Source organism: Streptomyces sp. KL2 (assembly GCF_046529545.1).
In the GTDB taxonomy this organism is placed as follows: domain Bacteria; phylum Actinomycetota; class Actinomycetes; order Streptomycetales; family Streptomycetaceae; genus Streptomyces; species Streptomyces radiopugnans.
This window is the reverse complement of sequence record NZ_CP127170.1, coordinates 4,861,306-4,880,941: the sequence shown is the minus strand read 5'-3', so window position 1 is coordinate 4,880,941 and position 19,636 is coordinate 4,861,306. Positions and strand designations below refer to the sequence as shown.

Here is a 19,636-nt window from a genome sequence, read left to right as displayed (position 1 = left end):
CGGCAACCCAGCCTGGCCGTCCGGAGGCCGCCTTGACCACCTTCGCTCCCGACTCGCTCGCGCTGAACCGCAAACTGCCGCTGTGGTATCAGGTCTCGCAGTCCCTGCGCGCCTCGATACTCGGCCGCTCCCCCGGCGCGCCCCTGCGCCTGCCCACCGAGGAGCGGCTCGCCGAGCACTACGGCGTCAGCGTGCTGACCATGCGCCAGGCGCTCAAGGAGCTGGAGAACGAGGGGCTGATCTCCCGGCACCGGCGGCGCGGCACCTTCATCGAGCCGAGCGCCCGCAGCGGGTCCCCCGTGCGGCTGCTCGGCTCGGTGGACGCCATCGTGGCCCAGCAGTCGGGCGAGGAGACGGTGCTGCTGGGACACGGCACCGGCCCGGTCCCCGGGGAACTGGCCGAGTACTTCCCCGACCTCACCGAGGCGGTGGCCTACCGGCGGCTGCGCCGCGACCGGGAGACGGGCGAGCCGACCAACTGGGCGGAGAACCTCGTCCGCCCCGAACTGGCCGGCCGCATCGACCTGGAGGACCTGGAGCGCTGGCCCATGACGAAGGTGCTGCGCGACGCCGTGGGGGTGCGGATCAGCCGCATCACCGACACCGTCCAGGCGCGGCTGGCCGACCCGGAGACGGCCGAGATGCTCCAGGTGCCGCTGCTCAGCCCGATCCTGCACTACACCGGCGTCACCTACGACGAGAGCGGCCGGGTGGTGGACGTGGCCCGCATCCACTACCGCGGCGACCGCTTCTCCTTCTCCGTCACCGTGGAGGCGGACTGATCCGCGTCCGTAGCATGCGTGCGGTGAGCCGTACGGGAAGGGGAACGGGGAGGGAACCGATGGGTGCCGCAACGGGCGGCGGCCGTGGTGAGGCCGTCCCGCTCGACGACCTGATGCCCTGGTCGGCCCGGCCGCCGCGGCCGGGCCGGGACTGGGTGACGGCGCCGGACGCCGCGTCGCTGAGGTCCCGCTGGGCCGAGCTCCTGCGGGCCTCCGGCGCCGAGCGCGAGGCGCTGTTCGTCCCCAGCCGCGCCCGCACCACCCGCACCGCCGTCCCGCAGCTCCCCGGCCCCGCAGGGAGCGCCGGCGCCCGCACCGTCCGGCTGGACCGGGAGGACGGGCCGTGCCCGGAGCCGGTGCGGGTGCTGTGCGGACCGTACGACCGGCAGTGGCTGATACCGGACCACCGCCTGCTCGACGCCGCCCGGCCGGAGCTGTGGCGGGTCGCCGACGACCGGCAGGTCTTCTTGGTCGAGCCCCCGGCCGCGCCCCGCTCCCCCGCCCCGGAGCCGGTCTTCACCGAACTGCTCCCGGTCGCCGCCGCGGCGTCCCGGCCCGGCCGCGTACGCCCCCTCTACCGGCGCCCCGGCGGCCGCGAGCCCAACCTCGCCCCCGGCCTGCCCGGACTGCTGGCCCGGGTACTGGGCACACCGGTGACGGCCGAGGACGTCCTGGCCTGGACGGCTGCCGCGGTACGCCCCGCCCCCGGAGCCCCCGGCACCCCCGGCACCCCCGGCGGCCATGCCGTGCCGCTCACCGCGGACCGGGAGATGTGGCGGGAGGGCGTCGCGCTGGGCCGCGAGGTCCTGCGGGCGCACACCCGCGGCGCCCGCTGCGGCGACGGCTCCCGCCCGCGCCTGCCGGGCGGGCGGCGCCCCTACGTACGGGCCACGCTGCCCGAGTGCCCGGCCCCGGACGCGCTGCGCCACGACGCGGAGGAGGAGGCCCTGTGGGTGGGGGACGGCCGGATAGCGCCGGTGGCGCGCGGAGCCTGGGAGTTCGAGGCGGGTGGCGTACGGGTGCTCGCCGAGTGGTTCGCCCGGCGTACGGCCCCGGCCGCGCCCGGCACGCTGGAGGCGGTGCGCCCGAAGGCCTGGCAGCCCGGGTGGACCTCGGAGCTGCTGGAGCTGATCACCGTGCTCACCCTCCTCGACGGGCTGCGCGGGGCCCGCGCCGAGTTCGCCGGCAGGCTGGCCGGGCGTCCGGCCGTGGAGGCGTCGACGCTGCGCGGGGCCGGTGTGCTGCCGGTGCCGCCGGGAGCGCGGCGCCCGGCCTCCGTGCTGGACCACCGCGAGGAGGGCCCGGAGGGGCAGCTGGCACTGCTGTGAGGAGCCGGCCTCCCCGCGGCGGGCCGACCGCCGGTTCGGGAGCGGGTCGCCAGGGGAAGTGCGCGGACGTGGCCGGGGCCGGGCGGTGACGCCCGGCCCGCCGCGGGGAGGCCGGTCCCCCGGAGCCCTGAGCCGAAACCTTTATCCTCCGGCCCGGGTGCTGCGGGTGCTGCGGGTATGACCGGGCGTGGTCAGGCGTGGCCTCCGAAGAGGGAGCGCCGCAGCCGCCGCAGCGGCGCGAAGAGGGAGACCCGCGCGCCCCTGCTGTGGGAGCGCATGTGCACTGCGTCGCGCGCGGTCAGTTCGCGCATGAGCAAGGTCGCCTCCGCCGTGTCATCCTGGGGGACGGCGGGCCCCGCCAGCACGCTCAAGTGCCGGTCCAGGCGCGAACCGGTCGCACCGCTCCCGCACTGGATCGCAGGGATCCGCGCCCTGCTGCGTACCGTTATCTGTTCCATGACACTCCCCACCCAAACGAGGGCTCCCGGCCCGGGCAGGGTAACCCTATCTCCCGACCGTGACCCACGGGTATTCCGGTCACTCGATTCACCTTCCCCGCAAGGGGGTTGACGAACACCGTACGAGACAACAGCATCCGACCGGCCCCATGGCGGGGCCGGGGACGGGGGACGAGGATGAACACCGGTGACAGTGGAAGGCTGCTCGCCGACCGCTACCGCCTCACGGCCGAGCTGGGCCGCGGCGAGGTGGGCGTGGTCTGGCAGGGACGCGACGAAGTGCTGGGACGCGAGGTCGCGGTCAAGGAGGTCAGGGCCGCCGAGGAGCTCTCCCCGGCCGAGGTGCGCGCCCTCTACTCCCGCCTGGAGCGGGAGGCCATGACGGCTGGGCGCATCTCCCACCGCAACGCCACCACCGTCCACGACGTGGTGATCGAGGACGGCCGCCTGTGGATCGTGATGGAGCTGGTGCGGGGGCTGTCGCTGGCCGCCGCGCTGGAGGCCGAGGGGCCGATGTCCCCGGCCGGCGCCGCGCGGATCGGCGCCGAGGCCGTCTCGGCGCTGCGCAGCGCCCACGAGGCGGGCATCATCCACCGCGACATCAAGCCGTCCAACATCCTGCTGGGGAACGACAACAGGATCGTCCTCACCGACTTCGGCACCGCGCAGGTGAAGGCCGACACGGCGCACGACCGGCCCGGTGCGGCGGTCGGCCGGCCCGAGTTCCTCGCCCCGGAGTGCGCGCGGGGCCAGGACCCGGGCCCGGCCGCGGACCTGTGGGCCCTGGGCGCGGTGCTGTACCTGGCCGTGGAGGGCGTCTCGCCGTTCCGCCGCGGCACCCCCGGGGAGACCCTGCGCTCCCTCGCCGCGTACACCGACGCCGATCTGCCGCCCATGCGGCGGGCGGGCGCGCTGGCACCGGTGCTGGAGGGGCTGCTGCGGGCGGACCCGGCCGAGCGTACGACCGCCGCCCGGGCCGAACGGCTGCTGCGCGTGGCCGCGGCCGGCGGCGGCCCGCGCGCCACCGCTCCTCCCTCTCCGTCCTCGCCCCCCTCCTCGCCGGACGCGGGCCGTACGGACTCCGGCGAGGAGGGGGACGGCGGGCGCCGGGGCGCGCCGGGCACGGCCCCGGAGCGGCGGCCGCCGTCCGCGGCGGGCTCCTGGGACGCCGACCGGGGGCCGCGCGGGGTGCTGGTGCTCGTCGCCGGGCTGCTGGTCCTGCTGGTGGCCGCTCTCGCCGTGGCCGTGGCCCTGCGCTGAGCGCCCGCCGGAATCCCCGGCGGGGCGGAGGAAACCTGCGTGCGCGGCGGCCCCCCGTACCGGATCATGGGGGCCATGTGTGCCGACCGCCGTGCCGTGCCGACCGAGGAGTCGCTGCCCATCCGGCTCAACATCGACGACAGCGACTCCCCCTCCGACGTCATCGACGCCCTCTTCCTGGGCCGCTTCACCACCGGCGAGCAGCCGCACGCCCGCAGCCGCTCCCTGGAGCGGGTGCGCAAGGGCGTGGCACTGCTGCCGCCGGGGGCGGTCGTACTGCGCTCGGCCCGCGACGGCGACCGCGGCGCGACCCTGGCCGAGGGCGACGGCTGGACGCTGCTGGTCTCCCGCTGGTCCCGCGGCGCCGACGTGACCGTGACGGCCGTCAGCGAGGAACTGGCGGAGCGGACGCTGAAGGCCGCGGTGCAGGGCGCGGAGGACGAGCCCGAGCCCCGGCCGGACGACGTCACCATGGGCTTCTGGTACAACTCCCCGCGGCGCGGCCCGTACCGCACCACCCGCCGGATCGCCGCCGGGAGCTGGGAGGAGATCCGCGGCAACTACACCGCCCCGGTCGCCGAGGCCATGGACGGGCTGATGAAGACCACCCCGGACGACATCACCGGGCGGCTGCTGCTGCTCCACGGCCCGCCGGGCACCGGCAAGACCTCCGCCCTGCGGACGCTGGCGCGCTCCTGGCGGGACTGGTGCCAGGTGGACTGCGTGCTCGACCCCGAGCGGCTGTTCAACGAGGTCGGCTATCTGATGGACATCGCCATCGGCGAGGACGACGGCGCCCCGGACCGGCCCGGCCGGGAGCGCTGGCGGCTGCTGCTCCTGGAGGACTGCGACGAGCTGATCCGCGGCGAGGCCAAGCACGCCACCGGCCAGGCCCTGTCCCGGCTGCTGAACCTCACCGACGGGCTGCTGGGCCAGGGCCGCAACGTCCTGGTCGGCCTGACCACCAACGAGGACCTGGAGCGGCTGCACCCGGCGGTCGTCCGCCCCGGCCGCTGCCTGGCCCGCATCGAGGTCGGCCCGCTGACGCGGGCGGAGGCCGTGAACTGGCTCGGCACCGAGGAGGGCGTCGGCCGCGACGGGGCGACCCTGGCCGAGCTGTACGCGCTGCGCCGCGGCTCGGGCCCGGCCTCGGTGCCGCCGCAGCCGGGGAGGTCGGACGAGGGGATGTACCTGTGACGCCTCCCGGAAGGGCTCCTGGAAGTGCTCTCGGAAGGGCGTCCGAGGAGCACGTGGACGATGCGGTGGCGGAACTGGCCGGGCGGCAGGCGCGCGGGGAGCGCATCGAGTACCTCCACTTCTGGGGGCACACCCCGCCCCGGGGACGGCGCGACGGCTCGCCCGGCCCGTGGTGCCTCAGCCAGTGGTGGCCCTCGCCGTTCACCGTGGACGGGGTCCTCCATCCCACCGCCGAGCACTGGATGATGGCCGCCAAGGCGCAGCTGTTCGGCGACGCGGCGGCCGAGGAGCGGATTCTCGCCTCGGCGGAGCCGGGCGCGGCCAAGGCCGCGGGCCGCACGGTGCGGGGCTTCGACGAGGAAGTCTGGGCCGGGCACCGCTTCGGCATCGTGGTCGAGGGCTGTCTCCACAAGTTCGGGCAGCACGGCGAGCTGCGGGCGTTCCTCCTCGCCACGGGGGGACGGGTGCTGGTGGAGGCCAGTCCGCTGGACCGGATCTGGGGCATCGGGCTGGCCGCGGACGACGAGCGGGCGTCCGACCCGGCACGCTGGCGCGGACGCAACCTGCTGGGCTTCGCCCTGATGGCGGCCCGGGAGCGGCTGGCGGCGGGATGAGGGTCAGCCCTCCCGGCCGTATTCGGCGGCGATCGCCTCCTCGGCCGCGGCGAGCGCGGCGGCCCGGTCCAGGCCCAGGCGCCGGGCCCGCTGGGCGTACGCCCGCGCCGCCGCCGCGGCCTCGCGGGCGGCGGTGTCCCCGGTGGCGGCGATGAAGCTGCCGTGGCGGCCCCGGGTCTCGATCACCCCGTCGGCCTCCAGCGCGCGGTAGGCCTTGGCCACCGTGTTGGCCGCCAGCCCCAGTTCCTCGGCGAGTCCGCGCACGGTGGGCAGGCGGTGGCCGACCGGCAGCCCGCCGCCGCGTGCCTGCTCGGCGATCTGGGCGCGCACCTGCTCGTAGGGTGCGGTGGGGGCGTCCGGGTCGACGGCGAGTCTCAGGGGCACGGCACTTCTCCTGCGGCGGGGTCGGGACGGCGGGTGGGGCGGGTACGGCGGGTGCGTCGATTGTGCACCAGCATGTCAGCCTCGCTCCCAGGTCCCGGTCCCCGGCGCCCAGCGGTACTCCGGCCGTCCTTCCACCGCGCCGGTGCGGAATGGGCGGCCGCCGTCGTCGACGCGGAGGGTGCCGCTGTCGTCGCCGCTGCTCCACTCCACTTCGATGTACCAGTCGCAGTCGCAGCCCTCGGTCCGCGCCTCCACGCGCAGCGCGAGGGGGTCGTCGGCGGTGACGCGGTACGGCAGGCGGTCGGCCGGCAGGGGCCGGCCGCCCTCGCCGTCGTAGCCGTCCACGGGCTTCGCCCGCGGGCGCGGGGCGTCCAGGTCGACGGAGAAGGCGGCCGGGGTGAGGGACCCGCCGCAGCCGTCGTTCATCGCGAAGACCGACCGGGCCGGAGGCGTACGCCGGGCCGTCACCCGGACGTGCAGGGTCTCGATCACCACGGGGGCCGCCCCGGTCCCGTACACGGTGGCCTCCACGATGGTCTCGCCGCCGTGCACGGCGCCCAGGGAGCGGGCCCAGCCGGCCGCGTCCTGTTCCACCGGGGGCGGGGGGACCCGGGAGGGCGGCAGGTCGATCAGGTAGCGGTGGTCGCAGCCGTGGCGCCACACGTGGGAGCGGGCCGACCAGCTCAGCGGGGCCGCTCCCGGCGCACCGCCGCGCCCGCGTTCCCGGTCGCCGCCGTCCGGCAGCCGGGAGGAGGCCGTCCGCGGGGTGCGGCCCGGCTCCGCGCCGCCCTGGGCGTTACCGCCGTCCCCGGCCGGGGACGGGGAGGAGGGCGGGGCGGAAGGGGATGCGGAAGAGGGCCCGGAAGAGGGCGGTGAGGCGCCGGAGCCGCCGTCGGCCCCCGGCACGGGAGCGGTGGGCCCGCCCGCGGTGCGGCGCTGCGGGCCGGCGCGGTCGGGGAGGGCGTACGTCGCGGCGGCGACCGCCGCGACGAGGAGCACCGCGAGTACGGCGATCACGGCGGGCAGCGGCCGCGGCGGCACCCGGCTCCGCCGGGGGACGGCGGCCGCGGGCGACGCGGGCTCGGGCTCGGATTCGGGCTCGGATTCGAAGCGGGCTCCGGAAGCGGTCTCCGCCGCCGGGCCCGGCCGCTCCGCCCCCCTTCCGCGCAACGCGTCGGCCCGCATCCACCGCCGGTGCAGCTCCAGGAGTTCCTCCGGAGTCGCGCCGCACAGCCTCGCCAGCCGTTCCACCGGCGCGTACTGCGCCGGTACCGCCCGGCCGTTGCAGTACCGGTGCAGTGTGGAGGTGCTGGTGTGCAGCCGGCGTGCCAGCGTGCCGTAGCTGTGCCCCGACCGCTCCTTCAGCTCCCTCAGGAAGGAGGCGAAATCCTCCGTCCCCCGTGCGGCCCCCATGGCATCCCCCTCGTCTGCGCCGTTCCGGGAGCGCGTTCCAGGCGCGCGCGTTTCCACTGGTCAGCCTAGGCGCGAACGTTCCCGCGTCCCGCTTTCCGCGGTTTCTGTTGCCACCGTGTGACGGGGCGGCGCAGGCTCGCGGTGACGAACCGCCGACCCGACGAAACGGAGACCCGCATGACCATCCGCACACGGCACCGCCGTACCGCCACCGCCGCGGCGGTGGCGGTCGCCACCGCCACCGCGCTGACCGCACTGACCACCGCCGGCACGGCCCAGGCCGCCCCGGAGCGGAGCGCCGCACCGGGGTTCCTCTCCGCCCGGGAGCTTCCGCCGCACCCGCTCTCGCCCTGGTACGAGGGCGAGGTCGCCCGGGGGCTCCCGGAGTCCCCGGTCTTCTGCCTGGAGAAGGCGCTGCCCGCCAAGGGCGCCTGGCACCGGCAGTTCCACACGGAGTACGACACCGGGGCCGTACAGGTCACGGTGCGTACCGCCGGCGCCGGCGCGGCCCGCAGGCTGGCGGCCGAGGCCGAGGCGTCGGTGCGCGACTGCGCGGCGGACTTCCAGGAGCGGTACCCGGGGGCGTCCGCCCGGTGGAGGGACTACGGCCGCGTCGATGTCGAGGAGGGCGCCCACGTCTACGGCGTCCACACCGCTCCGCCGGAGTCCGAGTACGGGATCCATCTGTTCGGCGTGGGGCGGGACGGGCGCACGGTCACGGTCGTCGCCTGGGGCCAGATGGGCACCTTCGAGGACGCTCCGGTGAAGGACTTCAAGGAGACGGCGCGCACGGCGGTGGACAAGCTGTACCGCTGATCAGGCCGGGTTCCGCCGGTGCGGGCCCCGCCGCCGTACGGCGGCGGGGCCCGCACGGCGTTCCGCCCGCCGTCCGCTCAGTCGCGCAGCCGCCGGCCGACCTCGCCCAGCGCCCGCGCCAGGACGGCGAGTTCCTCGCGGTCCAGGACGTCGATGAGCACCTCGCGCACCGCCGCCACATGACCGGGGGCCGCGCCGCGCAGCAGTTCGCGCCCCTCCTCGGTGAGAACCGCGAAGACGCCGCGGACGTCGGTGGGACAGGCGCGGCGCCGTACCAGGCCGCGCCTCTCCAACTGGCCGACCTGGTAGGTCAGGCCGCTCTTGGAGGTGATCAGCCGTTCGGCCAGCTCGGTCATGCGGATCTCGCCGCCGGGGGCGTCGGCGAGGTGGACCAGGATCTCGTACTGCGGGTGCGACAGGCCCGCCTCGTCCTTGAGCTGCTGCTCCAGCCGTCGGGCGACGCGGTTGCCGGCCTCGAGGAAGCCCTGCCAGGCCGCCATCTCCAGCTCGTCCAGCCATCGGGGCTCGTTCATGCCTCCATCGTACGCGGTTGTTCAAATTCGAACCGAGCTGTACGCTCGCCGTGAGCAAGTGATTCGAATTTGAACCAGCAGAACGGCAGAGCAGGAGAGCACTCATGGCCATCCCCACCGGCACCCTCCACGGCACCGACGGCGCGTACGCCGACGCCGGCGCCCCGGCGTCCTCGCCCACCGCCCATGACGCCGGGCTCCTGCTGCTGCGTCTCGCCCTCGGCCTGACGATGGCCGCGCACGGCGCGCAGAAGCTGTTCGGCTGGTTCGGCGGAGGCGGCGTCGAGGGCACCGGGCAGTTCTTCGCCTCCCTCGGCTACCCGTCGCCCGAGGCGATGGCCGTCGTCGCCGGGCTGACGGAGACCGCGGGCGGCCTCGCCCTCGCCCTCGGCCTGCTCACCCCGCTCGCCGGGGCGGCCGTGCTGGGAACCATGGTCAACGCGGTGGCGGTGAAGTGGGGCGGCGGCTTCTTCGCGCCGCAGGGCGTGGAGTACGAGCTCCTCCTCGCCGCGGGCGCCGCCGCGCTCACCCTCTCCGGACCCGGCCGCTGGGCCGTGGACCGCGCCCTGCCCGTGCTCCGCTCGCACCGGCTCTCCCACGGCGCGGCCGCCGTCGTACTGGCCGTGGTCGTCGCGGGCGCGACCCTGCTGGCCCGCTCCTGATCCACCCCTCCCCCGGGCTCCCCGGTACGCGCTTCCGCACGAGCCCGGGAGGCGGGGACGCAGAAGAAACGGAAGGCACCGCCATGACCGCAACCGTCCCTCCGGCCCCGCGCCCCGCGGCGGACCGCATGCCCGTGCTCTACCTCAGCCACGGCGCCCCGCCACTGGCCGACGACGCCCTGTGGACCGCGCAGCTCGCGGACTGGTCCGCGCGGCTGCCGCGACCGGAGGCCGTGCTGATCGTCTCCGCCCACTGGGAGTCCGCGCCGGTGACGCTGGGCGCCACCCGGACCGTCCCGCTGATGTACGACTTCCACGGCTTCCCCGAGCACTACTACCGCGTCGCCTACCCGGCCCCGGGCGCCCCGGCCCTGGCCGCGAAGGTGCGGGCCCTGCTCGCCGGGCCGGGGACCCCGGTGCACGAGGCGCCGGACCGGGGCCTGGACCACGGCGCGTACGTGCCGCTGGCCGAGATGTACCCCGACGCCGACGTCCCCGTGCTCCAGCTCTCGATGCCCACCCTCGATCCCGGGGAGCTGCTGCGGCTGGGCCGCAGGCTGGCCCCGCTGCGCGACGAGGGGGTGCTGATCGTCGGCAGCGGCTTCTTCACCCACAACCTGCGCGGTCTGATGTGGGGCGCCGGGCCCGACGAGGCTCCGTCCTGGTCGAAGGAGTTCGACGCCTGGGGCGGCGAGGCCCTGGAGAGGGCGGACCTCGACGCCCTGCTCGACTTCGAGCACCGGGCTCCGGCGGGCCGGATCGCCCACCCGCGCACCGACCACTTCGCGCCGCTGTTCGTCTCCCTCGGGGCGGGCGAGGCCGATCTGGGCTCCCAGCGCACGGCCGTCGACGGCTTCTGGGGCGGGCTGGCCAAGCGCTCGGTGCAGTTCGGCTGAGCCGGCGCGCCCGCCCTCAGGTGGCCGGAAGCACCACGACCCGGCCGGGGGCGGCCGGGTCGTAGGCGATGGAGTCCCCGGGCCGGTGCCAGTGGAGCGCGAAGCGGTGGCCCGCCCGGTAGGCCTCCAGCGCGGCCCGGCAGTAGGCCACCATGTCGCCGGGCAGCGCCTCAAGCGGGAACCAGCCCAGCTCCGAGCACTTGTCCGGCTCCGCGTTGACCGGCTCGCGCCCTTCCCCCGCCCATGCCTCGAAGAACCACCCCATCCGGGGGTCCCCGGTCGGGGAGCAGTGCTGCACCACGAGGGCGACCTTCAGCTCCTCGGGCGCGAGACGCAGCCCGACCTCCTCGTACGCCTCCCGGATCACCGCCTCCCGCACGTCCTCGCCGTCCTCGGCGTGGCCGGACGGCACGTTCAGCAGGCCGTCCGCGTAACCGGTGCCCGCCCGGCGCGCGAGCAGCACCTCCTCACCGCGCCGCAGGACGAGGTGGACGTCGACGATCTCCCTGTGCCGTCTTCTGTTCCGCAGGCTCCTCATGGTGCGCGATCATCGCACCGCCGTCCCGCGCCTCCGGAGCCGGCGAGGGTCTCCCCACCGGCTCCGGGGGTGCGGAAGGCCGGGAGCCCCCCGCACCCCCGGCCTCCCGCGCGCCCGTCGGCCCGTCGGTCCGTCGGCCCGTCGCGGCCGGCCTCAGCCCACCGGCGCCGGCAGGTCCACCAGCGCGGCGAGCGCGGCGCGGTGGCGGTCGGGGGTGCCCAGCGCGATCTGGTCGGCCTTGGCGCGCTTGAGGTACAGGTGTGCCGGGTGCTCCCAGGTCATGCCGATGCCGCCGTGGAGCTGGACGCACTCCTCGGCCGCCCGTACCGCCAGCTCCCCGCAGTGGGAGGCGGCCACCGCGACGGCCACGGGGGCGTCCGGATCGCCGGTCGCGAGGGTGTCGGCGGCGTACCGGGCGGCGGCCCGCGCGCCCACCACCTCCAGCCAGAGGTCGGCCAGCCGGTGCTTGAGGGCCTGGAACGAGCCGAGCTGCCGCCCGAACTGCCGCCGGTCCTTCAGATGGGCGACGGTGGCGGTCAGGCACCACTCGGCGATGCCGAGCTGCTCGGAGGCGAGCAGTCCGGCGCCGGTCAGCAGTGCGCGCTCCAGCGCGGCGGGGGCCCGCTCCGCGCCGGCCAGCCGCCGGGCGGCGGTGCCGGTGAGCGTCACGTCGGCCACCGGGCGGGTGAGGTCGAGGGAGGTGCGCGGTACGACGGCCAGGGCCGCCGCGGTCGTCTCCACCGCGTACAGCCCCGGCCCGTCCCGGCCCTCGGCCGGGACGATCAGGACGTCGGCGGCCGCGGCGTCGGCGACCGAGGTGACCGTGCCGGTCAGAGTGCCCGCGCTGTCGGCCCGTACGGCGGAGGGGAAGGTTCCGGTCCCCGGCGTCACGGAGAGCGGCACCGCCAGTGCGGCGGTGCGCTCGCCCGCTGCCAGGGACGCGAGCAGCTTCGACGCCTCGCCGGCGCCGCTGTCACCGCTGTCGCCGTCCGCGCCCTCCAGGGCGAGCAGGGCTGTGGTGGCCAGGACGGCGCTGCCCAGGTACGGCGTCGGCGCCGCCGCCCGGCCCAGCTCCTCCAGCACCACGGCGGTCTCGCGCACGGAGGCCCCGGCGCCGCCCGCCTCCTCGGGCACCGCCAGGGACGCCGCGCCCAGGTCGCGGGCGAGGGTCTGCCACAGCCCGCGGTCGTAGGGCTCGCCCGTCTCGCAGCGGCCCAGGGTGTTCTCGTGCGGGCAGCGGTCGGTGAGCAGAGCTCGGACGCTGGCGCGCAGCTCCTCCTCGATCTCCGAGTAGAGAAGGTCCGTCATCGGGCGAGCTCCTTCCAGGGCAGGTCCTTGTCGGTGCGGGGCTCGGCGGGCAGTCCCAGCACCCGCTCGGCGATGATGTTGCGCAGGATCTCCGAGGTGCCGCCCTCGATGGAGTTGCCCTTGGCGCGCAGATAGCGGTAGCCCGCCCCGCGGCCGGTGAAGTCCACGGCCTCGGGCCGGCGCAGGGTCCAGTCGTCGTAGGACAGGCCGTCCTCGCCCAGCAGCTCGACCTCCAGGCCGCTGAGCTCCTGCGCCAGGCGTGCGAAGGCGAGCTTCATCCCGGCGCCCTCGGGGCCGGGATGGCCCGCGGTGAGCTGCTGGCGCAGCCGTTCGCCGGTGAGCCGGGCGACCTCCGCGCCGACCCAGCCCGACAGCAGCCGCTGGTGGAGGCCGTGGGTGCGCAGTTCGGGGCGCTCGCGCCAGGTGGCGGCGACCTTGCCGACCATGCCGCTCTCGCGCGGCATGCGCTGGCCGCCGATGGCGACGCGCTCGTTGTTGAGGGTGGTCTGGGCGACCTTCCACCCCTCCCCCACCCCGCCGAGCCGGTGGGCGTCGGGGATGCGGACGCCGGTGAGGAAGACCTCGTTGAACTCCGCCTCGCCGGTGATCTGGCGCAGCGGCCGCACCTCGACGCCGGGGTCGGTCATGTCGCAGACGAAGTAGGTGATGCCGCGGTGCTTGGGGACGTCCGGGTCGGTGCGGGCGATCAGGATGGCCCAGCGGGCGTTGTGGGCGCCGGAGGTCCACACCTTCTGGCCGTCGACCACCCAGGAGTCGCCGTCGCGTACCGCCCGGGTGGCCAGCGCCGCCAGGTCGGAGCCGGCTCCGGGCTCGCTGAACAGCTGGCACCACACCTCCTCGCCGGTCCACAGCGGGCGCAGGAAGCGCTCCTTCTGCTCCTCGGTTCCGTAGCGCAGGATCGTCGGCGCGGCCATGCCCAGGCCGATGCCGTTGCGGCCGGGGTCGTTGCCGGGGGCCTCGGCGGCGGCCAGCTCGGCGTCGACGACGGCCTGGAGCGCGCGGGGCGCGTCGAGCCCGCCGCGGCCGTGGGGGAAGTGCACCCAGGCCAGTCCCGCGTCGTAGCGGGCGCGGAGGAAGTCGAGTGGTTCGGTGACGGCCGGATCGTGCTCCGCGAGCAGCGCCTGGGTACGTCGGCGCAGTTCGTCCGGGTCGGTCACGGGGGCGTTCGCAGGGGGCACGGGATCTCCTTCACGGGCCACGACTAAGCGCTTGCTTATCCTCGCGGCATACCGACTGGTACGTCAATGGCTCCGGCGCCGCGCCCGCGATGACCGCCGCACCCGCACCGGGTCCCGGCGGGAACCGGCGGTTTCACCGATGCGGAGCCGCCTGCTCCGGCACCACGATGCATCCGTCCGACCCCAGAAGGTCACCCCTCACACACCTGGAAAGGGTCATCATGGAGCCGCAGCAGCACGACACGACACCGGGCACGGCCACCAGACACCGCCGCGCCCCCCGCCGTCTGACGAAGCTGGGCGTGGCCCTGGCCATGGTCCTGGGCGGTGTGGGCGTCGCCCTGCCCACCGCCCAGGCCACCCAGGGCTCCGGCGCCGCGCCGGCCGCCGTCCAGGCCGCCGAGAACCCCTACGAGCGCGGCCCGGCCCCGACCGAGCGGAGCATCGAGGCGCTCCGCGGCCCCTACTCCGTCTCCGAGACCAGGGTGTCCTCCCTGTCGGTGACCGGCTTCGGCGGCGGGACGATCTACTACCCGACCACCACCAGCGACGGCACCTTCGGCGCGGTCGCGATCTCGCCCGGCTACACCGCCGACCAGTCCAGCATGTCCTGGTACGGCCCCCGCCTGGCCTCGCAGGGCTTCGTGGTCTTCACCATCGACACCAACACCCGCTACGACCAGCCCGCCAGCCGCGGCGACCAGCTGCTGGCCGCGCTGGACTACCTGACCCAGCGCAGCTCGGTCCGCGGCCGCATCGACAGCGGCCGCCTGGCGGTCATGGGCCACTCCATGGGCGGCGGAGGCAGCCTGGAGGCCGCCAAGGACCGGCCGTCCCTGAAGGCCGCGATCCCGCTCACCCCCTGGAACCTCGACAAGACCTGGCGCGAGATCACCGTCCCGACCTTCATCGTCGGAGCCGACGGAGACAGCATCGCCCCGGTGCGCTCGCACGCCGAGCCGTTCTACGAGAGCCTGCCCTCCACCACCAACCGGGCGTACATGGAGCTGAACAACGCCACGCACTTCGCGCCGAACACCTCGAACACCGAGATCGCCAAGTACAGCATCTCCTGGCTGAAGCGCTTCGTGGACAACGACACCCGCTACGAGCAGTTCCTGTGCCCGCTGCCCCGGCCCAGCCTCGCCATCGAGGAGTACCGCGGCAGCTGCCCGCTGCGCTGACCCGCGCCCTCGGGCATCGGACGGACAGCCCCGCACAGCGAAGGTGGCGGTCGCCGCGAGGCGGCCGCCACCGCCGTGTGCGCGCCACCGCCGCGAACGTGAGGTGAACCACAGGAATTGGCACCCTCCCGTCCGGCAGGGCAGGGTAGAGGGCTGACGCAGCGGGACACGCACGACAGAAGGAGCCCCATGAGAATCGGCATCGTCGGAGCCACCGGCCAGGTCGGCGGAGTGATGCGCGAGATCCTGGCCGAGCGCGACTTCCCCGTGGAGCAGCTCCGGCTGTTCGCCTCGGCTCGCTCGGCCGGACGGACGCTGCCCTGGAAGGACGGCGAGATCACCGTCGAGGACGCCGCCACGGCCGACTACACGGGGCTGGACATCGTGCTGTTCTCCGCGGGCGGCTCGACCTCGAAGGCCCTGGCCCCGAAGGTGGCCGCGGCCGGGCCCGTGGTCATCGACAACTCCTCCGCCTGGCGGCTGGACCCCGAGGTCCCGCTGGTGGTCTCCGAGGTGAACCCGCAAGCCGTCGCCGAGCGCCCCAAGGGCATCATCGCCAACCCCAACTGCACCACCATGGCCGCCATGCCGGTGCTGCGGCCGCTGCACGCCGAGGCCGGGCTGACCGCCCTGGTCGTGGCCACCTACCAGGCGGTGTCCGGCAGCGGTCTGGCCGGCGTCGCCGAGCTGGACGAGCAGACCCGCAAGGCGGTCGAGGGCGACGCCACGCGGCTGGCCTTCGACGGCTCCGCGGTCGAGTTCCCCGAGCCCGACAAGTACGTGCGGCCCATCGCCTTCAACGTGCTGCCGATGGCGGGCTCCATCGTGGACGACGGGCTGGGCGAGACCGACGAGGAGCAGAAGCTCCGCAACGAGAGCCGCAAGATCCTCGGCATCCCGGAGCTGAAGGTCTCGGGCACCTGCGTGCGCGTGCCGGTCTTCACCGGCCACTCGCTCCAGATCAACGCCCGCTTCGAACGGCCGATCAGCCCCGAGCGCGCCCGGGAGCTGCTGGAGGATGCTCCGGGCGTGGTCCTCTCCGAGATCCCCACCCCGCAGCAGGCGGCCGGCCAGGACCCGACCTACGTGGGCCGGATCCGCGCCGACGAGACCGCCGAGCACGGTCTGGCCCTGTTCTGCGCCGGCGACAACCTCCGCAAGGGCGCGGCGCTCAACGCCGTCCAGATCGCGGAGCTGGTCGCGGCCGAGTCCCGCTAGCCGCCCGGAGGGCCGCTCCGACGGGTACCGGCCGGCGTCGCCCGGTACGCGGCCCCGCATCCGCCGCCCGGCCCCGCCTCCCGCTGGAGGCGGGGCCGGGGCCGTTTCCGCGCCCCTCGGGGAAGCGGAGCCGGTCCGGGCCGGGCCGCAGTCAGCCGATCCGGGCGCCGTGGTCCCGCAGCGCCTCGGTCAGCGGCTGGTAGAAGGTCTCGCCTCCCCTGGAGCAGTCCCCGCGTCCGCCGGAGGTCAGGCCGTGGCCGGTGGTGTCGGAGAACAGCGGGCCGCCGCTGTCGCCGGGCTCGGCGCAGACGTTCGTCTGGATCAGCCCGTCGACCCTGCCCTGCGGGTAGGTCACGGAGACGTTCACCGCCGTGACCTCGCCGTCGCGGACCTTCGTGGTGCTGCCGCTGCGCTGTACCCGCTGGCCCACGATGGGGTCGGCGGCCCGGGTGATGGCCCGGCTGGACCCGTCGTACAGGTTCACCCGGCTGCGGTGGTCCGTACGGGTGGTGTACTGCACCAGGGCGTGGTCGTCGCCGGGGAACTCGCTCGCCACGGTGACCCCGATGCCCGGCCCGGACCTGGTGGCGGACCAGCGGTCGAGGAGCCGGGCGCAGTGGCCCGCGGTGAGGAAGTACGGCATGCCGTTCCTGACCACGTTGAAGCCGAGCGAGCAGCGCGCGCCGTCCCCGCGCCAGATCGCGTCGCCGCCCAGGGCCAGGGGGGCGAACCTCCCCTCGGCCCGCTTGAGGACCGCCATGTCGCCCCGCGCCGCCACCCGCTTCGTCAGATCGGCCAGCGCCTCCGCCCCCACCGTGCTGTCCGCGGTGACGACGACCTTGTTGAGCCGGTGGTCGACGGCGCGCGCGGTGCCGGGGACGCTCTTGGCCGCGAGGTCCTTCTGCACGGCGCCGAGCCGGGCGAGGGAGTGCTTGACGATCCGGGGCTCGGCACCGGCCTGCCGGACCTTCTCCGCGCTCGTCCCGCTGAGGACGTTGACCACCAGTTTGCGCGCCCCTGCGTCGTAGTAGGCGCCCGCCATGTCGTCCTTGAGGTCGCCGGAGAGGGTCGAGGCCAGCTGGCCCGCGGCGGTGGGGGTGAGCGGTCTGGGCGCGACGGGGGCCGGGGTGTCCGCGCTCGCCGGGGCGAGGGGGGCGGAGAGCATCGCCGCCACGCCCACGCCCGCGACGGCGATGCGCCGCGTGAGTGTCCGTCGGTGTTTCAACACTGTGCCTCCCGTGGGGGATGGGGCCGCCTGTGGGGATGCGGCCCCGGAGGAATGTCCGGCCCGGTCATCCTTTCCTCGGCCGACGGGGTTACACACGGAGAGTGCGCACACCGCACCGGAGGGTGACGACCGCCTCCGCCATCATCCCCGCGCCGGCGCGGTCCGGCACGCCGGGCCCGCCCGCCCCGCCCGTCCGACGATCACGGCGGGTACGGCAGGCACGACGGAGCCCCCGCCCGGCGGAGCCGGACGGGGGCCCGGAAGGCGGTGAGGTCAGTAGACGCTCACGCCGTAGGCGTTCAGCGCCTCCACGACCGGCTGGTAGAAGGTCGTGCCGCCGGTGCGGCAGTTGCCGCTGCCGCCGGAGGTCAGGCCGAAGGCGGTGGTGCCGTAGTACAGCGGGCCGCCGCTGTCGCCGGGCTCGGCGCAGACGTTGGTCTGGATCATGCCGTAGACGACGTCGCCGCCGCCGTAGTTGACCGTGGCGTTCAGGCCGGTGACGCGGCCGCTGTGGGTGCCGGTGGTGCTGCCGCGGCGGTAGACGGTCTGGCCCACGGACGGGTTGGCGGCGCGGGCGATGTCCTGGTTGCCCACCGTGCCGGGGCGGCTGATGGAGCTGGTGTAGCGGACGATGCCGTAGTCGTTGTTCGGGAAGCTGGAACCGGCCGTCGAGCCGATGGTGGAGGACCCGTTGCTCCAGCTGGAGGTGCCGTTGGTGCAGTGCCCGGCGGTCAGGAAGTAGTCCACACCGCTGCTGCTGCGGACGTTGAAGCCCAGCGAGCAGCGCCCGCCGCCACTGTAGATGGCGTCGCCGCCGGAGATCAGCTTGTTGAACTTGCCGGGGGTGCGCTCGATGCGGATCGCTTCCGCGCCCGCGCCGGCCGTCTTCTTGATCTTGGCTATCTCGGACTGGCTGACGGTGCTGTCCACCGTGACGACCAGGGTGTTGGTCGCCTTGTCGGTGTACCAGGCGGTCCCCGCGACGTCCGCGGTCTTCATCGCCTTGTCCGCCATGGCGACCTGGGCCGCGGGCGAGGGCGAGGGGGCGGCGCTCGCCGAGGCCGGCAGGGCCATGGCCGCGGCGGCGACGACGGCGGAGGCCGCGGCGACCAGGCGGATACGGCCTCGTCTGGCGGAAGTACCGTTGGGGGAGGTGCGCTCGGTCTTCACTGGCTGTTCCTCCTGTGAAGGGTATGGGGGGAACCCGTGATGGGGGCACGGGCACGCGGAGCCGCCCGGGACCCGCTGTCCGACGCGTCCCTGACAAGCACCGCGACGGAGTATTCACATGTTCGATCCGTGCGCGCAAGAGTGCCGTTGCGCCAAGTTGCATCGCTCAGCGCACCGGCCATCCCGCATAACGGACGTGATCCGACGTCAGTCGCAGCCTCCGCAGCAGCAGTTGCAGTCGCATCCCCCGCCACCACCGCCCGAACCGCCGGAACTCCCCGATCCACCCGAGCTGTTGCAGCACCTACAGCAGTTTCCGCAGCACTCACAGCAGTCGGCGCAGCTGGAGCAGTCGCATGACCGGCACAGCCCCTCACGTCTGCGCCCCGACCAGGGATCCTGGTACTCCTTGCTGCAGCAAACCCGCCCGGTGCAGAACAGTCCCGTCCACACCGCGCATCCGGCCACCGCGCCCCGGCGGCGCGGCGGGCCGGGAAACGGCGTTCCGGGATGCCCCGGATAACCGGGGGATCCCGGACGCCCGGGTCGCGGCGAGCTGACGCGCGCCGCCGCGAAGGCCCGGTCCACCGCGTGTCCCGCCTCGCGGCCCAGCAGCGCCCGCACCAGCTCGGCGCCCTCCTCGTCCGCGAACTCCACGTCCCGCAGGGCCAGTCGTACACCGCGTACGGCGTCGTCGCACAGCCTGCGCACCTCGGGCAGGGGGGTACCGGTGGCGGCGACCGGGTTCCACGCACCCGCCTCCTCGTCCGCGGCCATGTCCTCGACGGCGTCCAGGAGGTGCGCCAGCCGTCCGAAGAGCCGCCCGGCCTCGGCCAGCGGCTCCGCGTTGCCGGGCCGCCCGGCGAGGCGGGCGGTGTGGGCGAAGGCGGCGGCGGTGGCGGTCTCGGTCGGCTCGGTGACCGTCACCAGCGAACCGCCCGGGCCCGTCGCGGCCTCCACCAGCGGCTGCCGTTCGACGGCCTCGGTCAGCACCGCGGTGTCGAAGCCCAGCTCGGCCCCGGTACGCGCTCCCGCCCGGTCCCAGCCGACCGCGACCCTGCGGGCCGCCGCGGCCACCGGGCGGCGCGCCATCGCCCCGTCCCCGTCGGCGACGTGGTCGCGCACCTTGGCCGAGGCCAGCACCAGGGACACCGCGGCGGCCAGCCGGGCGCCCTCGCCACGGGCCACCGAGGCGGTGCGCATCCCGCGCAGCGGGCAGGGGCCGGCGGTGCGCCGCAGGGCGCCGGAGCCGCCCGCCGGGCGCGGTGTCTGCGCCTCGGTGAGCGCGGAGACGATGAGTCCGTCGTAGTTGGTGACGACGCGCGCGAACTGGCCGTGGTCGCCGCGCAGCGCGAGGCAGAGTCCGCACAGGTGCGCGGTCCAGGCGGCCAGCAGCCGCTCGCCGAGCCGGTGACGGCACGGCCTGATGATGCCGAACAAGTTTCCCC

19 protein-coding genes and 1 pseudogene are annotated in these 19,636 nt (G+C 75.2%); 10 read left to right on the top strand and 10 right to left on the bottom strand.

Features of this window, described 5'->3' with window-relative positions; genetic code table 11:
- Positions 1-32: 32 nt before the first annotated feature.
- Complete coding sequence (locus QPK52_RS21945) at positions 33-782, top strand: GntR family transcriptional regulator (RefSeq protein ID WP_410539160.1); 750 nt, start codon at positions 33-35, stop codon at positions 780-782.
- A gap of 59 nt (positions 783-841) precedes the next feature.
- On the top strand, positions 842-2,110 hold the full coding sequence (locus tag QPK52_RS21940) for a type ISP restriction/modification enzyme (RefSeq protein WP_410539159.1): 1,269 nt from the start codon (positions 842-844) through the stop codon (positions 2,108-2,110).
- A gap of 191 nt (positions 2,111-2,301) precedes the next feature.
- Here the strand turns inward: QPK52_RS21940 and QPK52_RS21935 are convergent, their stop codons facing one another.
- The gene (locus tag QPK52_RS21935; protein WP_093662902.1) at positions 2,302-2,568 is read right to left on the bottom strand and encodes a hypothetical protein; all 267 of its coding nucleotides are present in this window, start codon (positions 2,566-2,568) and stop codon (positions 2,302-2,304) included.
- 177 nt (positions 2,569-2,745) lie between these two features.
- Here QPK52_RS21935 and QPK52_RS21930 point away from each other — a divergent pair, with 177 nt between their 5' ends.
- The 3 genes from QPK52_RS21930 to QPK52_RS21920 all read left to right on the top strand — a co-directional run bounded on the left by QPK52_RS21930 (position 2,746) and on the right by QPK52_RS21920 (position 5,639).
- On the top strand, positions 2,746-3,828 hold the full coding sequence (locus tag QPK52_RS21930; protein ID WP_410539157.1) for a serine/threonine-protein kinase: 1,083 nt from the start codon (positions 2,746-2,748) through the stop codon (positions 3,826-3,828).
- Positions 3,829-3,894: 66 nt separating this feature from the next.
- A complete protein-coding gene (locus QPK52_RS21925; RefSeq protein WP_410540437.1) occupies positions 3,895-5,025 on the top strand; it encodes a DUF5925 domain-containing protein in 1,131 nt (376 codons plus the stop codon).
- Between the two features lie 53 nt (positions 5,026-5,078).
- Complete coding sequence (locus QPK52_RS21920) at positions 5,079-5,639, top strand: NADAR family protein (RefSeq protein ID WP_410539156.1); 561 nt, start codon at positions 5,079-5,081, stop codon at positions 5,637-5,639.
- Positions 5,640-5,642: 3 nt separating this feature from the next.
- Here QPK52_RS21920 and QPK52_RS21915 read toward each other — a convergent pair whose 3' ends face one another.
- A complete protein-coding gene (locus tag QPK52_RS21915) occupies positions 5,643-6,023 on the bottom strand; it encodes a GntR family transcriptional regulator (RefSeq protein WP_410539154.1) in 381 nt (126 codons plus the stop codon).
- Positions 6,024-6,098: 75 nt separating this feature from the next.
- Positions 6,099-7,436: a helix-turn-helix domain-containing protein gene (locus QPK52_RS21910; RefSeq protein WP_410539153.1), complete on the bottom strand. Its 1,338-nt coding sequence runs from the start codon at positions 7,434-7,436 to the stop codon at positions 6,099-6,101.
- A 177-nt stretch (positions 7,437-7,613) separates the two neighbouring features.
- On the opposite strand from QPK52_RS21910, the gene QPK52_RS21905 reads away from it, so the two are divergent.
- On the top strand, positions 7,614-8,252 hold the full coding sequence (locus QPK52_RS21905) for a hypothetical protein (RefSeq protein ID WP_410539152.1): 639 nt from the start codon (positions 7,614-7,616) through the stop codon (positions 8,250-8,252).
- Between the two features lie 77 nt (positions 8,253-8,329).
- On the opposite strand, the gene QPK52_RS21900 is transcribed toward QPK52_RS21905, so the two are convergent.
- Positions 8,330-8,785 carry a MarR family winged helix-turn-helix transcriptional regulator gene (locus QPK52_RS21900; protein WP_093662897.1) on the bottom strand — a complete coding sequence of 152 codons (456 nt, stop codon included), beginning with the start codon at positions 8,783-8,785 and terminating at the stop codon, positions 8,330-8,332.
- A 104-nt stretch (positions 8,786-8,889) separates the two neighbouring features.
- On the opposite strand from QPK52_RS21900, the gene QPK52_RS21895 reads away from it, so the two are divergent.
- On the top strand, positions 8,890-9,447 hold the full coding sequence (locus QPK52_RS21895; RefSeq protein ID WP_410539151.1) for a DoxX family protein: 558 nt from the start codon (positions 8,890-8,892) through the stop codon (positions 9,445-9,447).
- A gap of 83 nt (positions 9,448-9,530) precedes the next feature.
- Entirely contained in the window at positions 9,531-10,343 is an 813-nt protein-coding gene (locus tag QPK52_RS21890) for a dioxygenase (protein WP_410539150.1), read from the top strand.
- A gap of 16 nt (positions 10,344-10,359) precedes the next feature.
- Here the strand turns inward: QPK52_RS21890 and QPK52_RS21885 are convergent.
- The 3 genes and pseudogenes from QPK52_RS21885 to QPK52_RS21875 all read right to left on the bottom strand — a co-directional run.
- Positions 10,360-10,857: pseudogene (locus QPK52_RS21885) on the bottom strand (NUDIX hydrolase); the annotation flags it as partial.
- 177 nt (positions 10,858-11,034) lie between these two features.
- Positions 11,035-12,189, bottom strand: coding sequence for an acyl-CoA dehydrogenase family protein (locus QPK52_RS21880; protein ID WP_410539149.1), 1,155 nt, complete (start codon positions 12,187-12,189; stop codon positions 11,035-11,037).
- Positions 12,186-13,367: an acyl-CoA dehydrogenase family protein gene (locus tag QPK52_RS21875; RefSeq protein ID WP_410540436.1), complete on the bottom strand. Its 1,182-nt coding sequence runs from the start codon at positions 13,365-13,367 to the stop codon at positions 12,186-12,188. Before QPK52_RS21875 ends, QPK52_RS21880 begins: the two co-directional genes overlap by 4 nt.
- Before the next feature lie 242 nt (positions 13,368-13,609).
- Between QPK52_RS21875 and QPK52_RS21870 the strand changes: the two genes are divergently transcribed.
- Both QPK52_RS21870 and QPK52_RS21865 read left to right on the top strand, forming a co-directional pair.
- Entirely contained in the window at positions 13,610-14,572 is a 963-nt protein-coding gene (locus QPK52_RS21870) for an alpha/beta hydrolase (RefSeq protein ID WP_410539148.1), read from the top strand.
- A 189-nt stretch (positions 14,573-14,761) separates the two neighbouring features.
- A complete protein-coding gene (locus tag QPK52_RS21865) occupies positions 14,762-15,790 on the top strand; it encodes an aspartate-semialdehyde dehydrogenase (RefSeq protein ID WP_410539147.1) in 1,029 nt (342 codons plus the stop codon).
- Positions 15,791-15,941: 151 nt separating this feature from the next.
- Here QPK52_RS21865 and QPK52_RS21860 read toward each other — a convergent pair whose 3' ends face one another.
- The 3 genes from QPK52_RS21860 to QPK52_RS21850 form a co-directional block, all read right to left on the bottom strand.
- Positions 15,942-17,015, bottom strand: a complete 1,074-nt coding sequence (locus QPK52_RS21860; RefSeq protein WP_410539146.1) for a S1 family peptidase — start codon at positions 17,013-17,015, stop codon at positions 15,942-15,944.
- 276 nt (positions 17,016-17,291) lie between these two features.
- Positions 17,292-18,188 (bottom strand): S1 family peptidase, encoded by an 897-nt coding sequence (locus QPK52_RS21855; protein ID WP_410539145.1) that lies wholly within the window; start codon positions 18,186-18,188, stop codon positions 17,292-17,294.
- A gap of 207 nt (positions 18,189-18,395) precedes the next feature.
- Entirely contained in the window at positions 18,396-19,628 is a 1,233-nt protein-coding gene (locus QPK52_RS21850) for a DUF5685 family protein (protein WP_410539143.1), read from the bottom strand.
- Positions 19,629-19,636: the final 8 nt, after the last annotated feature.

Coding starts and splice junctions, on each gene's coding strand:
- QPK52_RS21925 (WP_410540437.1), top strand. CDS start 3,895: ATGGGGGCCATGTGTGCCGACCGCCGTGCCGTGCCGACCGAGGAGTCG.
- QPK52_RS21895 (WP_410539151.1), top strand. CDS start 8,890: ATGGCCATCCCCACCGGCACCCTCCACGGCACCGACGGCGCGTACGCC.
- QPK52_RS21935 (WP_093662902.1), bottom strand. CDS start 2,568: ATGGAACAGATAACGGTACGCAGCAGGGCGCGGATCCCTGCGATCCAG.
- QPK52_RS21940 (WP_410539159.1), top strand. CDS start 842: ATGGGTGCCGCAACGGGCGGCGGCCGTGGTGAGGCCGTCCCGCTCGAC.
- QPK52_RS21905 (WP_410539152.1), top strand. CDS start 7,614: ATGACCATCCGCACACGGCACCGCCGTACCGCCACCGCCGCGGCGGTG.
- QPK52_RS21890 (WP_410539150.1), top strand. CDS start 9,531: ATGACCGCAACCGTCCCTCCGGCCCCGCGCCCCGCGGCGGACCGCATG.
- QPK52_RS21900 (WP_093662897.1), bottom strand. CDS start 8,785: ATGAACGAGCCCCGATGGCTGGACGAGCTGGAGATGGCGGCCTGGCAG.
- QPK52_RS21870 (WP_410539148.1), top strand. CDS start 13,610: ATGGAGCCGCAGCAGCACGACACGACACCGGGCACGGCCACCAGACAC.
- QPK52_RS21865 (WP_410539147.1), top strand. CDS start 14,762: ATGAGAATCGGCATCGTCGGAGCCACCGGCCAGGTCGGCGGAGTGATG.
- QPK52_RS21910 (WP_410539153.1), bottom strand. CDS start 7,436: ATGGGGGCCGCACGGGGGACGGAGGATTTCGCCTCCTTCCTGAGGGAG.
- QPK52_RS21880 (WP_410539149.1), bottom strand. CDS start 12,189: ATGACGGACCTTCTCTACTCGGAGATCGAGGAGGAGCTGCGCGCCAGC.
- QPK52_RS21930 (WP_410539157.1), top strand. CDS start 2,746: ATGAACACCGGTGACAGTGGAAGGCTGCTCGCCGACCGCTACCGCCTC.